We start from the raw sequence: 13,689 nt of genomic DNA, 5'->3' as shown, positions 1-13,689 counted from the left end.
GGATTAGAAGGTAACATTCAAGCCAACTGACATTACTTTTTGCTGCGGATAACTCCACGCATTTACCTGAGTGATTTCAGGATCAAAATTCCGCAACTTGGTCCAAGTCAAGATGTTCTGTCCGGAAACATATACCCGCGCATTCTGGATTCTGATTTTCTTCGTCACATCTGCCGGGATCGAGTAGGATAATGTGGCGCTTTTTAGCCGGAGGTAACTCGCGTCGCCGACCCAGTATGACGACGTCTGCGTGTTGTTGGTCGTCGGTGCGTTGGTGATGCGCGGGTAGGTGGCGTCGGGATTTTCGGGTGTCCAGTAATCCAATGTTTCCTTCACCGCGCCCATGCCGTTTGAAAATGCCCAGGCCGCGCTGCCGGAGTAATAAAAGTTGGTTTTGGCGGCACCCTGAAATAAAATATCCAGATTAAAACCTTTGAACTGAACACTTGGCGAAACACCATAAATGATGCGCGGCGTCGCTACGGCATCACCGATCCGCGTCCGGTCGTCGTCGTTGATCTTGCCATCGTTATTCATATCCTCGTAGCGAATGTCGCCCGGCTGCACGGCACCCCAGGGCTGCACGGCAATACCCGGTTTCAGATTTCCCGCATCGTCAAAATCAGCTACCTGGAAAAGTCCCAGGGAGTGGAAGCCAAACTGTGTTCCGAGCGGTTTTCCGGTCAGTCGGCGGTTGGGGTTGTTGTAAGTTGCGCCTGCTTCAAAGACTTGCAGTAATTTATTTCTGGCGTAAGTCAGGTTACCATTCAGTGAAACGCGCAGGTCGGACGAAAACCGGTACGACGATCCCAGCGAGAGGTCGATCCCCTGATTCTGCATGATCCCCGCATTCACCTGGCTCAGCCCGATGCCGTATTCCGAGGGTACGATCACGTCTGGCGCGACGAGCATATTGGAGCGCTTTTCGTGGAAATAGTCGATTTCTGCATTCAGGAGGCCTTTCCAGAATGTTCCTTCCAAACCAATGTCCGTTTTCTTCGCGCGTTCCCAGGTAATGTTGGGGTTGGGCTGATTTCTTTCGCGGATCGCCTGAACCGCGCTGCCGCCGATGACATAAGCCGGCCCGGCGACGCTGTATGTGCTCATAAACTGGAACGCGCTACCAGCCAGCGCACCCACTTCACCGTAGGAGCCGCGGAGTTTCAGGTTGTCTATCCAGCGCAGATTTTGTTTGATAAAATTTTCCTCGGATAACCGCCAGCCGACCGAAAACGCAGGAAAGAAACCAAACCGGTTTTCCGGCGCGAAATAATAACTGCCGTCATATCGGCCACTCGCTTCGAAGAGATATTTGTCGGCATAATCATAAGTAACCCGGTAAACCAGGCCCATCTGCCGCCCGAAGCTGGACGTTCCGTTGGTCGTCGCGTCGGCATTGCTTGAACTTCCCATGTTCAGCTCGTCAATGTTGAGGTTGTAGTTGCGGCGCGAAGCTCCCAGGGCGATGGTATCATTGGCTTTGGCTTCAAAAACGGCCAGCGCGCCCACATTGCTTTTACCAAATGCCCGGGCATAGTTGAGACTGGCCTGGTAAGTGAGCTGGTGCGACTCCTTGTAATTCTGGCTCAAAGATGCTTTTGCCGCACCAAAAACACCGTCGGTGATGACTTTGGTGACCGGGTTAATGGTTGCCAGATGCACCGGCGCGGTCCAGATTTTATCCATCGTCGTGGCCGGGTCGTACGCGATAGTACCTTTTGCAAAAAGTCCGGGAATGAATGGTAGCTGCTGCTCCACAGACAGTTGCGAGTACAATGCCGTGGTATTGGTTTTCTGGTAACCGCTGTTATAAATGCTGCCGGTCACATAAGTACCATTCAAACCATTGCTAAAAAACAGCGGCCCGTTTTGCGGATGGGCGTAGGCCACAAGTTCAAAAATCCGCGAGGTGCCGATCGAAGGATATTCCGATTTCTGGACCCGTCCGTTCAAATTGAAAGATATCTTGGTGGTTTTTGTCGCCTGCGCGTCCAGGTTCATCGCCAGGTTGTACCTTTTATTATTGGTAGAAGGCCACATACCTGCCTGATACTGGTAACCCAGACTTGCATAATATTTAATCCGCTCCGCGCCGCCCGAAAGCTCAATGTTGTGCGAGGTAATGATCGCATTCCGGTTGACGAGCTCTTTTACATAATTATTGGCAGGATAGGAATCATTGTCGGAACCGTCCTTGAATTTCTGCAACTGCTCATCGGTATAAGGTACCGGCAGCCCGGCGGCCCTGGCGGCAGCATTTTTGAGCAAACCATAATCATAGCCGTAAACATAATCCGGCATTACCGTCGGGTTTTGGAAACCTACGTACGCATTGTAAGTCAGCGAAGGCGTGCCCGTTTTTCCACGCTTGGTCGTCACGAGTACTACGCCATTTGCGCCAGCCACACCATAAGGCGCCACGGCGGCGGCATCTTTCAGTACCGTAAATGTTTCAATCGTATTGGGATCGAGCTGCTGGAAATTCCTTGGAATACCGTCAACCACAAGCAGCGGCTGGTTGTTTCCTGTCGAAGAAACGCCGCGGATGAAAATGCTGGAACCGTCACGTCCCGGCTCGCCGGAAGCCTGCTTGGCGATCACCCCCGAAATGCGTCCGCCGAGTCCGTTACTCAGGTTGGTAAGTGGCGTCGCGGAGAGTTGATCTCCTTTTAAGGTGGACACGGCAGCAGTCACCGAAGTTTTCTTTTGGGTACCATAACCTACCACCACCACCTCGCTCAATGCTTTGATGCTGGCTTTCAGGGTAATGTCCACGGTAGTGCGGGTGCCGACGGCGATTTCCTGACTTTCATAACCTACAAAACTGAATATCAATGTCGTGCCTTCATCCGGTACGGCCAGCTCAAATTTACCGTCCGTGCCCGTGATACTGCCGCGCTGGGTGCCTTTGATGATCACGCTCACGCCGGGCAGGCTTTCGCCTTTATCGTCGGAAACAATACCGGAAATGGTTTTGTCAAGATCGTGTGCGACGGGTATGGCCAGGGCTTCCAGCGGTTTTTTATGGAGCAAGATCCGCGAATCCACTACCTCAAAGGAAACCTGTATGGGCGTCAGCAGCTGGTCGAGCACGCTGGAAAGCGGGCGTTTTGCAACACTGAGCGACACTTTCTGGCGTGCCTGGATGCTGTTGGGGCTGTAAATGAACTTGACATTCGCCTGCTTTTCGATCCGTGCCAGTACCTGACGCATCTCGGCGGATTCCATTTGTATGGAAATCTCCTTCCGAAGCGCCTCCTGGGCCCGCGTATCCACCGCAAAAGAAAGGTCACAGAACAGCGCACAAAGCAGTAACTGCGTAACAGTTATTCGCATGACATTGGTTATATACCGTTTGACAGATACATTTTTTTGCATAATTTTAAATGTTTTTGAATTGTTACAGACTCATTAACACTAGCTTCCAGTTCAGAATTGGCGTTCTGAAACGGACTCTTACGAAGCCAATAATGCTCGCAACATTGTTGGCTTTTTTTGTGGTGCCGGATGCTACATAGGCAGGTTTTGGGTTTAGGATTTTATTTTTTACAGCCGTCGCCTTTGATAAAAAAGGTCGTTCCCCGCAGCTCGTAGCTCGCATTTACGGACTTGCAGATAAACCTCAGTTGCGTGTGCAGCGGCAGGCCGGTGAGGTCGCCGGTGAAAATACAATCATTCAATGTCGATTTCTCCACGACGATCTCCACGCCGAAAGCCTTCTGGATCACCGAGAGCACTTCCTGCAAAGTCGCATCTTCAAAAACCATTTCCAGTTTCTTGTCCTGCACATCCTGCAAAGCCGGTTCCTCCACCAGCTCGGGTACCAGTTTTTTCGACTCCTTGTCAAAGGTGATCTGCTGGTTCGGTTTGAGTATCACACCGTTCCGGTTATGCGGCGCTTTTTGTTCGTTTTCATAAACTGAAACCCGACCCGTCACCACTTTCACTTCAATCGTTTTGGCGTTTGTATAGGATTTAACATTAAAACTGGTACCCAAAACCTGCGTCACCAGCTCGCCGGTATAGACAAAAAATGGTCGCGTCGAATCTTTTTGAACATCGAAAAAAGCTTCTCCTTCTAACTCTACCTGCCTTTTGTTGGTGTCAAAATGGCGGGGATATTTCAGGCTGCTTTCCGGCGTGAGCTTTACAAGGGTGCCGTCTTCCAGCGAAACATTTTTAGGCTGGCCGCCTTTGTTACTCACTTTTATAAAATCCTTCAATGCTAATTCCGACCCGGCTGCATTGGATGAAACATTGCGGTTGAACTGCGAAAAAAAACCGGGCATGAGCAGCGCGGCCCCGCAAACAAGTACCACCGTCGCTGCTACCGCCAGCCACTGCCACCCAATACTTACCAAAAATGGTTTTTTGCCAAGTGCGGATGTGCGTATACGTTTCCAGATCCTGCGCTCCACTATCTTCTGTTCCGTGGCCGTAATCGCCGCCGTACCATGGCCGAATGCGTTTTCGGACCATTCCAGGATCTGTCGCTCTTCTTCCGGATCGCAGTCCCCCGCGAGGTATTTTTGTAATAGTATATCGAAATCGTGTTGATTCATCAGTTGTGCTTTTCAGTTCTTAATTGTCTGAGTTGTAGTATTTCAAATGGTCTTTTAACACTTTGAGGGACTGGGTAATGTGGTATTCCACGCCTTTTTCGGTGAGGCTCAGCATTTCGGCAATGTCTTTCACCGATTTGTTTTCAAACCGGCTCATGCGAAACACCTCGCAGGTTTTTTCAGGCAGCTTTTTCATCACTTCCTCCACCGCCTGCGACAAGTCCGAGAAATTTACAATTTCCTCGGTACCATACGATTGACGGATTTCATGGAGGATCAGATACTCCTGGTACTTGCGCTGGGTGATGGCGGATTTAATGTAGTTCGTCACCCGGTGTTTCATGGAAACGATCAGATAAGCCTTCAAACATTTAATGAAAGATTCTTCGCGCTTGTACCAGAGATTTTCAAAAACATCCTGCACAAGCTCCTCGGCCTCCTCGCGGGTGCCGGTTTCCTGGTAAGCAATGGTATACAGCCGGTACCAATACCGCTGATAGATCTCCTCGAAGGCTTTTTCATTCCCCAGCCGGAGCGATTCCACTAACTGTTCATCGGTAAAGCGTTTATACATAAGTTATCCTGGCGTCTACACACTAAAGGCAACTACCTGACGAAAACCCCTAGGAGTAAGAGGAAAAAGTTTTTTCAGAAATGTCATTTTCGAGCAAACTTCAGATTTCCTTCAGATTGTCCCCAAAATCCCACCAGAATGACTTTGCAAATTTGAATCAACAAACTCAGTAATCAACCTGTTATTCAAACCCAACAATGTCTGTAAAACCTCATATTAAGAAAATTGCGGCGGCGGCGTTTGCTGTGGCCTTTGTAAGCGGAACTTCCTTTGCTACTTATGAGCATTTCCGCAAGCCCGATACCTTGACGGCTTGGGTCGATACCAATCCGAACATCGTAAAAGCCCGTTTTGATGAAAAAAATACAGGGCCAAATGTAGCCATGATCCCGGCCGATTTTACTTATGCTTCCCAAAAAGCCACGAAGGCGGTGGTGCACATCAAGTCCACATTGAAACCCGAAAGGACTGTGAGCCAGCAGGAAATTCCGGATGAGCTGAAAGATTTCTTCGGCGGCCGCAATCCGTTTGGCGGAGACACCCCGCAGCGCGGACGCGGCCAGAAAGCCCAGGCTTCCGGCTCCGGCGTGATCATTAATCCCGACGGATACATTGTCACCAACAACCATGTGATCCAGGGAGCTGAAACCTTGGATGTGACCCTGGCCGACAAACGTACTTATAAAGCAAAAGTGATTGGCACTGATCCGAATACGGACATTGCGCTGATCAAAATTGAAGCCAAAGATTTGCCTGCACTTTCATTCGGAAGCTCGGAAGGCGTGAAAGTGGGACAGTGGGTGCTGGCCGTGGGTAACCCTTTCAACCTGACTTCAACGGTGACTGCGGGTATCGTGAGTGCCAAAGGTCGGAGCATCAATATTTTAGGTGAGAATTCAAAAGCCCCGATCGAGTCCTTTATTCAAACTGACGCGGCGGTGAACCCTGGTAACTCTGGTGGCGCGCTGGTGGATTTGAACGGTAACCTGATTGGTATCAACACCGCGATTGCCAGCCAGACCGGCTCATTTGCAGGGTATTCCTTCGCAGTACCTTCCAGCATTGCGCACAAAGTAGTCGAGGATATTTCAAAATTCGGCTCTGTGAAACGTGGTTACCTGGGTGTGGGTATCAGCGAAGTGGATGGCGAAAAAGTGAAAACCTATGATCTGAAAGTGAATGAAGGTGTGCGCGTCGAAAGTTTTGCCGACCAGAGCGCTGCACGTGATGCCGGTATCAAAGTCGGTGACATCATTACTAAGATCGACGGACAGATGATCGAAAGCGTGCCTCAGTTGCAGGAAGCAATCGCGCAGCATAAACCAGACGATGCCGTGATGGTGAATGTGAACCGCGACGGTGCCGACAAAGTGGTGAAGGTGGTTTTGAAAAGTAATACCGGATCGCTGGAAGCAAGCGCAGCCGTGAAAACGCTCGACAACCTGGGCATTGAATTGCAAAACCTGACCGGCCAGCAGAAAAGGGCCTGGGAGATTGAAAAAGGCGTAATTGTAAGCCAGATCAACCCTGGAAAAGTCCGTCAGAATACGGATATGCAGGACGGTTTCGTTATAACTAAAATAGATAAAACACCGGTGGGTAGCGTGGAAGAGGCGGTTAAAGTGCTGGAAGGAAAGAGGGGAGGCGTCATGATGGAGGGGGTATATCCCGGTAATCAGGAAACTCAATATTATGCTGTTGGATTGTGAGTTGGAGTTTTTTTTAAAAATAATCTTCTCTAAAAAAATGAAAAGGAATCTGATGTTTTTGGGATTGCTTGTTGTTTTGAGCAACATCGTTTTTGCGGGTAACGACAGGCCAAAAGCAGTGAACAACGCACCAGCGCGGACTTATAACTGGATCGTGCCGGACATGAAGAAAAACCAGAACCCGATGTACAGCAGCAACTATTCGCGTCAGCGGATCCAAAAAGCGCTCGATCAGGCTTTGGCAAGTAAAGGGTTGACGCGAGATACGCAAAACCCGGATTTGTTACTGCAATTTCACACGTATACCCAGCGCGTGCGCCGCAATTATGTAGGTGGCGGCTATCCGATGATGGGTTACCCGATGATGGGTTTTGCCCGCTACGGTTGGGGTTATCCTTACGGCTGGGGAATGCCTTACGGCGGCGGGTACGGTTATGGTAACCGCACCACCAACACCACCGACGGCACATTGGTACTGGACCTGGTCGATGCTAAAACCGGCGACATTATCTGGCAAAAAGAAGTCTCCGGCGACGCCAGCAACCCGAATAATCTGGACAAAAGGATTAATAAGGGTGTCAAAAAACTGATGCGGGATTTTCCGGACAGAATTTAAAAAAATGAATGCGTAAAGGGTTAAGATTGAAGGGTAGTACAGAATTTCAACAGATTCCTGTGCTACCTTTAATCAGTTAAAAAAGAGTAGGAAAATTAAACTCATAAGGATATGAAACCGCTAGCAGAAGGCAATTTAGCAGAGGCAGGCCGCCGGGATTCGACCTTCAAATTTCGCTTGTTTCCAACATTAACATTGGCTGTCGGGTTGATGGCAGTTTCCTTCCCGGGTTTCAGCCAGGACAGTCAATCTAATAATAATAGTGATCAGCAGTATTTGTCTGACCAGCCGCAAAATCGGGTTAAACAAAGCATTGAACCGCTGGTGGCCCAATATGATGAAGACGTCAGAAATAACATCCTGACTGCTACGCAATATCCCGATGTACTGGCCAAGTTGGCGCAGATTCGCGACAACACCGGCCAGGCATTCAGGGAAACCATTGACGGGTATCCGCAGAAAAAACAGGAGTGGTTTTACCAGGTTTCAAGATATCCTGAGCTGATGCACTCGCTGGCGACTTTGCCCAAAAGAGAACCAAGAGAACGGACCGACGGGCTGGTAGCCAACGCTCCGAACGCTTCGCCGGAGCTGAAAGAAGCCGCCTGGAAATTGTATAACAACCATCATTCGGATCTTGTAACGGTTGACAATCTGAATGAACAGGCTGTAACCGCATTTCAGGATTTGATCAACCCGCTGAACAATGAAGCGCAGGATGCTTTCAGGACTTTGGAAGAAATGCCGGATGTACTGTCGATCCTGAGTGACCACGCCGATTTGACTGCCCGCCTGGGTGATGCATACAAAAGTGACCCCGAAGGCACCCGCGAAAACCTCGCCGATTTGCACGATAAATTGCAAAAAGACGATCAGCAGGAATTGGCTAACTATGAGCACGATCTGTCGCAGGACCCTCAGGCTTTGCAGGAATATAATGATGCAAAACAGCAGTATGCTTCGGCAAATAAAGGTTATAGCTACCCCGCGCCGACTGGCGATAAAGTAGTCAATTATTACAACAACCCTTATTCTTACTGGTTTGGCTATCCATCCTGGTATGGCTCTGCGATGTGGTACCCGGGCGCATTTGGCTTCGGTGGCGGCATGTATTACGGAATGGGCTTGTACGGCTATCCGTCCATCGGATTTTCTAACTGGTTTTTCGGTGGTGCGTACCGTTACTACCCACATCTGTACCGGACTTACGGCAACTACTACCGCAATACACTGAGCGCACGCAGGGTTTATTATGGAAGAAACGGATTTAATTACGCGGCGGTAAGACATTTCAACCCGGCTATGTCATCCCGGTCTTATAATGGGGCCAGATATGGCAGGACTTACGATGCCGGACGGATGCAATCACAAAGCTATCGTTACCGGTCGGCGGTGCCTTCGCAGAATTACAGCCGCAGCTATAACGGAAATTCTTCGAGAAGCTACAATGGGGGCGCTATGAGAAGCTATAACGGTGCCGGAAGAAGCTACAATGGTGGCGGCGCGGTGAGAAGTTATGGTGGCGGAGGTTTTAGTCGCGGTGGTGGATATGGCGGTGGCGGCAGCATGAGAGGTGGACGTCGCTAGTCTATGAAGCTCTTACTGATTGAAGACGAAAAAGCGCTGGCAGTAAGTATTGTCACTTACTTCCAGCGCGAAAATTTTATTTGCGAGTGGGCGCCGGACTACGAAACGGCCGTCGAGAAGATCAGCATTTACCGCTACGACTGCGTGCTGGTGGACATCATGCTCCCCGACGGCAGCGGCCTCGACGTGATCCGCGCATTGAAAAGGAAATATCCCGATACAGGTATCATTACCATTTCCGCCAAAAATTCCCTAGATGATAAAATCGTCGGGTTGAACCTGGGTGCGGACGATTATCTTACCAAACCTTTTCACCTTTCCGAACTCAATGCACGCGTGCAGGCGGTGATCCGGCGACGGAGTTTTCAGGGTAACCAGAACATTGTTTTCGGTGAAATTAAAATTGATCCGGCGCAGCATCTGGTGCAGGTTTCCGGGCACGAGGTTGTGCTGACACGCAAGGAATACGATCTTTTAATTTATTTAATATCCAATAAAAACCGGGTACTGACGAAGGAATCCATCGCCGAGCACCTCTGGGGCGACGACGCCGATCTGATGGATAATTTCGATTTTATTTACACACATATTAAAAACCTGAGAAAAAAACTGATGGACAAAGGCTGCCCCGATTACCTCAAATCGATGTATGGCGTGGGATATAAATTCAGTGAAAAATGAAGCTGCTGATCCGGATTTTTCGCTACCACATCTTTGCATCCATCATCGCACTGGTGCTCGGCGCGAGCCTATTTTACGTTTCGGTGCGTTTTCTGATCGACCGGGAGGTGAACCAGGAGTTGTTCAGCAGCCAGGCAAAAGTGAGCTGGCAGCTTCGCAACATCGACCGGCTTCCAGTGTACATTCTCCAACTCGGCGACAGTTTGCAGCTCAATGCCGTGCGTTTTCCGCGCAAGCCCAGCCTCACCGATAATACGCTTTTTGACAAAACCACCCGCGAGTTTCAGCCGTACCGCCAGCTCACATTTTATGAGCAAGTCGAAGGTCAATGGTACCGCGTCACGATCAGTAAGCAGCTGATCCAGCGGCGGCAACTTCTCTCGGCGGTGGTGATGACGGTGACATTCATCGCGGCGCTGCTGCTGATTTTACTTTTGTTATTGAACAACTGGCTCTCGGAACGTGTGTGGCGGCCGTTTTACAAAACACTTGGCAGTCTGGATGCCTACAAGCTGGAAACGCATGAAATTTTACAGTTTCCCAAAGAGCCGACGATTGAATTTGACCAGCTGAATAAATCCGTTTCCCAGCTCACCGCCCGTCTCGCGACAACTTACCAAAACCTCAAAGAATTTACCGAAAACGCCGCCCACGAAATCCAGACGCCGCTGGCGGTGATTATGTCGAAAATTGAAGGGTTGCTGCAAGACGAAACCTTGCGTGAGCCGCAGATTATGTCGCTGCTGGAAGTGAGCGAGGCGGCCAACCGGCTGAGCAAATTGAACAATGTGCTGCTGCTTTTGACCAAAATTGAAAACCACCAGTTCCTGGCCGGAAACGAAGAAATTAACCTGGTTACCATCATCAACCGCAAGCTCCGCGACCTGGAAGATCTGATCGAAACCCGCCGGATCAACATGCAGACTTCGCTGGTACCGACCGGGCCGGTGATGAATGCGGCGCTGGCCGAAATTTTGGTCAATAACTTGCTAACCAATGCGATAAGACACAATGTGGATCAGGGTACGATTAAAATTTCCCTGGAACCAGGCAAGCTGGTTGTGAGCAATACGGGTAACCCCATCGAAGTGGCGCCGGAGCAAATGTTCGAGCGTTTCAGAAAAGTAAGTACCAACTCTTCTTCCATCGGTTTGGGGCTGGCGCTGGTCAAAACCATTTGTCAGGTGAATGAGATGGACCTCGCCTACACTGTCGATAGCAACTGGCACGTCCTGACAGTTAGCTGGAAATGAAGGTTAGGAGAAGTTTTATGATTTTTAGCAGTTTGTGTAATTAATTTGTCTTAGAATGTCGTAAAACCTAAATCATTTTTAAATTTGTGTTAAATGTTTTCTCCCTCAACGTTATCACAAATGAAAAAGTCGAATGTTTTCGCGCTTATCGAGTTGTCTAAGTTCGTCGATGCATTAAAGAAGGACTCCAAAGCTACCCTCAAAGACAAGCTTAAATCGCAGTCCTCGTACTTTAACATTATTGATCCCAAATATTTCTCAGAAGAGCTGGCGCCAGACTGGGCCGACCTGCAAAGAATTGCCAATCAAAAAGGTGTAAAAAGAGATGAAGACGGTTTTATGGTGATGAACGCCGTGCGTCATACCGTGGAGACCATGAGTGAGGAAGAGTGCCTGAACTTTGTAGGCAAGGTGGAAAAACTGGCTGAAAAGGTAAAAAAGGAGTTCGAGTATTAATCAGCAGTGACTTTATTGCCCCGGATTTTAACCCGGGGCGACGATATCAGAAGTGCCTGGCGGCACTTTTTTTATTTACTGGCAGGGACAAACTTTAAGGCGTAGGAATTCATACAATACCTTTTGCCGGTCGGCCGCGGGCCGTCATCGAAAACATGGCCGAGGTGCAGGCCGGTTTTGCTTTCTACCACTTCGTCACGCACCATGCCTAATGATCTGTCGCTTACCACTTTAACGGCTTTGTCTTTGTAGGGTTTGTAAAAGCTCGGCCAGCCGGTACCCGATTCAAACTTCGTATCGGAAGTGAACAAAGTATCCCCGGTAGCGGCGCTTACATAATATCCCTTTTCGTGGTTGTTCCAGTACGGGTTTTGGAAAGGTCTTTCGGTGCCGCCTTTCACCATGATGGAGTAAGCTTCCGGCGTTAAAACTTTCTTCCACTCGTCATCGGATTTCGACACCGGATAAGAAGATTTTTCGGAACCGGATTTCTTGCGGTCCTGGCTGCATGCGTTAATGGAGTATAAAAACAGAAGCGAAAAAAAGAGCTGCGCGATCTTCATATTTTACTGATTTTAAATTGTTTGCTGTATTTGAAATGATATTTTTTTAACTAAAAAACTCTACCAGTAAACATACGCTGCCAGGTTGTCAGAAGATGTATTTTGCGCGGGAAAAAATGATTTAATTTCCAGGTAACATGACGTAACATTCCCTTCATTTTGGGCAAGAGGGCTTAGGTTATTTTTACAGCCTCAATAACACAAGTCCATACTCACCATGAAGTTTCTACTACCATCAACGGCTCTTTTGAGTCTGCTCGTATTATCGGGCTGTGAAGATCATCGCATGCCGGACAGCCCGGACATTACCCTGCAAAACCGCTCGGTGACGCCGGTACTGGCCAAATTACTCCCAGGCGCAGGCAATGCCAAAGCTTTCTCGCTCCTCAGCAGCGACGACGTGCTCGAACAATCTCCCAACTACGTTTTCGGCGGCTCGGCCGATGGCGCTGGCTTGTTCCAGAACCCGGACGGAAACTACACCATCCTGGTCAACAATGAAGACAATTTCGCGGTATCGCGCATCACGCTGGACAAAGCATTCAAGCCTGTAAAAGGGGAGTATGTTTTGAATTCGGATGGTGGAACGTGGCGCTTGTGCTCGGCTACATTGGTTACGCCTTTGGAGCACGGTTTCGGCCCTTTGTTCCTGACCTGCGGTGAAAGCGGCCAGGAATCACGGACTCATGCATTGAATGTGGATGCCAGCGTAAATCAGGCAAGCGTTTCACGCGAAGTACCGGCACTAGGAAGATGGAGCGCAGAAAATGCCCTTCCGCTGCCAAAAACAGCCTATCCAGGCAAAACGGTAATCATGATCGGCGATGACGATTCGGATGTAAATGGTGGACAATTAGCCATGTATATGTCCAATACAGTGGGTGACCTGGAAAATGGTTCACTGTATATGTTGAAGCGCAGCGACGACAAACAGACTGAAATGGATATGAAAGTAGGTTCGTCTTACAATGTTGAATTTGTAAAAATCGACGACCACAAAACATTGACTGGTGCGCAGATCAATGCAAAAGTGAATGATCTGAAAGCGATCAAATTTGGCCGCGTGGAAGATGTGGATTACCGCAAAGGCGGCGGCGCAAACAGCCGTGAAGTGATTTTTGCAGTGACTGGTCAGGATAATTCTGGTGTGAATGCTGATTATTCCCGCTCGAAGTATGGCCGCATTTACCACCTGGTGCTGGATGCCAACGATCCTTCGAAAGGTAAACTGGAAGTTTTGCTCGACGGCGACGACAAAACCAGCATCGCAAATACATTTCAGGATCCTGATAATGTTTGTGTAACGAATAATTACATCTACATCATGGAAGATCCGAATGGTTACGGCGACGAAAAACATGACGGTTATGTGTATCAGTACAATTTGAATACGAAAAATCTGGTACCGGTACTCGAAATCGACCACCGCAGAAATGAAGCCGACGCTGCAAAATACAATGTAGGCGGAACTTCAAAATTGGGTTCATGGGAATCGAGCGGTATGATCGACGTATCGAATGTAACCGGTCGCCCGAACACATTTATGCTTGGTATCCAGGCACATACATGGAGAGATGCGAAGTATCAGGGTGTGGACGGCGGATCGGTGCGTAAAGCCGAAAACCAGGCCAGCCAGCTTATCCTGATCGAAGGTTTGCCACGTTAATAACTGTGATTTTACAACGCCT

Annotated in this window: 11 protein-coding genes; 7 read left to right on the top strand and 4 right to left on the bottom strand. The window is 49.1% G+C overall.

What is annotated here, in order from left to right; translation table 11 throughout:
• Positions 1–3: 3 nt before the first annotated feature.
• The 3 genes from FEN17_RS09635 to FEN17_RS09625 all read right to left on the bottom strand — a co-directional run bounded on the left by FEN17_RS09635 (position 4) and on the right by FEN17_RS09625 (position 5,136).
• Entirely contained in the window at positions 4–3,378 is a 3,375-nt protein-coding gene (locus FEN17_RS09635) for a TonB-dependent receptor (protein ID WP_138365042.1), read from the bottom strand.
• A 161-nt stretch (positions 3,379–3,539) separates the two neighbouring features.
• A complete protein-coding gene (locus FEN17_RS09630; protein ID WP_138365041.1) occupies positions 3,540–4,562 on the bottom strand; it encodes a FecR family protein in 1,023 nt (340 codons plus the stop codon).
• Between the two features lie 19 nt (positions 4,563–4,581).
• Positions 4,582–5,136, bottom strand: a complete 555-nt coding sequence (locus FEN17_RS09625) for an RNA polymerase sigma-70 factor (protein WP_138365040.1) — start codon at positions 5,134–5,136, stop codon at positions 4,582–4,584.
• A 197-nt stretch (positions 5,137–5,333) separates the two neighbouring features.
• Here FEN17_RS09625 and FEN17_RS09620 point away from each other — a divergent pair, with 197 nt between their 5' ends.
• The 6 genes from FEN17_RS09620 (at position 5,334) to FEN17_RS09595 (ending at position 11,438) form a co-directional block, all read left to right on the top strand.
• Positions 5,334–6,845, top strand: coding sequence for a Do family serine endopeptidase (locus tag FEN17_RS09620; RefSeq protein WP_138365039.1), 1,512 nt, complete (start codon positions 5,334–5,336; stop codon positions 6,843–6,845).
• Positions 6,846–6,882: 37 nt separating this feature from the next.
• Positions 6,883–7,461 (top strand): DUF4136 domain-containing protein, encoded by a 579-nt coding sequence (locus tag FEN17_RS09615; protein ID WP_171037883.1) that lies wholly within the window; start codon positions 6,883–6,885, stop codon positions 7,459–7,461.
• A 111-nt stretch (positions 7,462–7,572) separates the two neighbouring features.
• Complete coding sequence (locus FEN17_RS09610) at positions 7,573–9,048, top strand: hypothetical protein (RefSeq protein WP_138365037.1); 1,476 nt, start codon at positions 7,573–7,575, stop codon at positions 9,046–9,048.
• A gap of 3 nt (positions 9,049–9,051) precedes the next feature.
• Positions 9,052–9,729 carry a response regulator transcription factor gene (locus tag FEN17_RS09605; protein WP_138365036.1) on the top strand — a complete coding sequence of 226 codons (678 nt, stop codon included), beginning with the start codon at positions 9,052–9,054 and terminating at the stop codon, positions 9,727–9,729.
• On the top strand, positions 9,726–10,982 hold the full coding sequence (locus tag FEN17_RS09600; RefSeq protein ID WP_138365035.1) for a sensor histidine kinase: 1,257 nt from the start codon (positions 9,726–9,728) through the stop codon (positions 10,980–10,982). The genes FEN17_RS09605 and FEN17_RS09600 overlap by 4 nt, the downstream gene beginning before the upstream one ends.
• A gap of 120 nt (positions 10,983–11,102) precedes the next feature.
• Positions 11,103–11,438, top strand: coding sequence for a hypothetical protein (locus tag FEN17_RS09595; RefSeq protein WP_138365034.1), 336 nt, complete (start codon positions 11,103–11,105; stop codon positions 11,436–11,438).
• Positions 11,439–11,509: 71 nt separating this feature from the next.
• On the opposite strand, the gene msrB is transcribed toward FEN17_RS09595, so the two are convergent.
• Positions 11,510–12,001: a peptide-methionine (R)-S-oxide reductase MsrB gene (gene msrB / locus FEN17_RS09590; protein ID WP_138365033.1), complete on the bottom strand. Its 492-nt coding sequence runs from the start codon at positions 11,999–12,001 to the stop codon at positions 11,510–11,512.
• Positions 12,002–12,218: 217 nt separating this feature from the next.
• Between msrB and FEN17_RS09585 the strand changes: the two genes are divergently transcribed.
• The gene (locus tag FEN17_RS09585) at positions 12,219–13,667 is read left to right on the top strand and encodes an alkaline phosphatase PhoX (protein ID WP_138365032.1); all 1,449 of its coding nucleotides are present in this window, start codon (positions 12,219–12,221) and stop codon (positions 13,665–13,667) included.
• The last annotated feature ends 22 nt before the right edge of the window (positions 13,668–13,689 follow it).

This window comes from Dyadobacter luticola (genome assembly GCF_005860805.1).
In the GTDB taxonomy this organism is placed as follows: Bacteria; Bacteroidota; Bacteroidia; order Cytophagales; family Spirosomataceae; genus Dyadobacter; species Dyadobacter luticola.
The sequence above is the reverse complement of the archived record's forward strand: the minus strand, read 5'-3'. Positions and strand labels throughout refer to the sequence as shown.

Bases quoted from the DNA above. Each gene is read 5' to 3' on its own strand.
- FEN17_RS09635 (WP_138365042.1), bottom strand. From the start codon at position 3,378: ATGCAAAAAAATGTATCTGTCAAACGGTATATAACCAATGTCATGCGA.
- FEN17_RS09630 (WP_138365041.1), bottom strand. From the start codon at position 4,562: ATGAATCAACACGATTTCGATATACTATTACAAAAATACCTCGCGGGG.
- FEN17_RS09625 (WP_138365040.1), bottom strand. From the start codon at position 5,136: ATGTATAAACGCTTTACCGATGAACAGTTAGTGGAATCGCTCCGGCTG.
- FEN17_RS09620 (WP_138365039.1), top strand. From the start codon at position 5,334: ATGTCTGTAAAACCTCATATTAAGAAAATTGCGGCGGCGGCGTTTGCT.
- FEN17_RS09615 (WP_171037883.1), top strand. From the start codon at position 6,883: ATGAAAAGGAATCTGATGTTTTTGGGATTGCTTGTTGTTTTGAGCAAC.
- FEN17_RS09610 (WP_138365037.1), top strand. From the start codon at position 7,573: ATGAAACCGCTAGCAGAAGGCAATTTAGCAGAGGCAGGCCGCCGGGAT.
- FEN17_RS09605 (WP_138365036.1), top strand. From the start codon at position 9,052: ATGAAGCTCTTACTGATTGAAGACGAAAAAGCGCTGGCAGTAAGTATT.
- FEN17_RS09600 (WP_138365035.1), top strand. From the start codon at position 9,726: ATGAAGCTGCTGATCCGGATTTTTCGCTACCACATCTTTGCATCCATC.
- FEN17_RS09595 (WP_138365034.1), top strand. From the start codon at position 11,103: ATGAAAAAGTCGAATGTTTTCGCGCTTATCGAGTTGTCTAAGTTCGTC.
- msrB (WP_138365033.1), bottom strand. From the start codon at position 12,001: ATGAAGATCGCGCAGCTCTTTTTTTCGCTTCTGTTTTTATACTCCATT.
- FEN17_RS09585 (WP_138365032.1), top strand. From the start codon at position 12,219: ATGAAGTTTCTACTACCATCAACGGCTCTTTTGAGTCTGCTCGTATTA.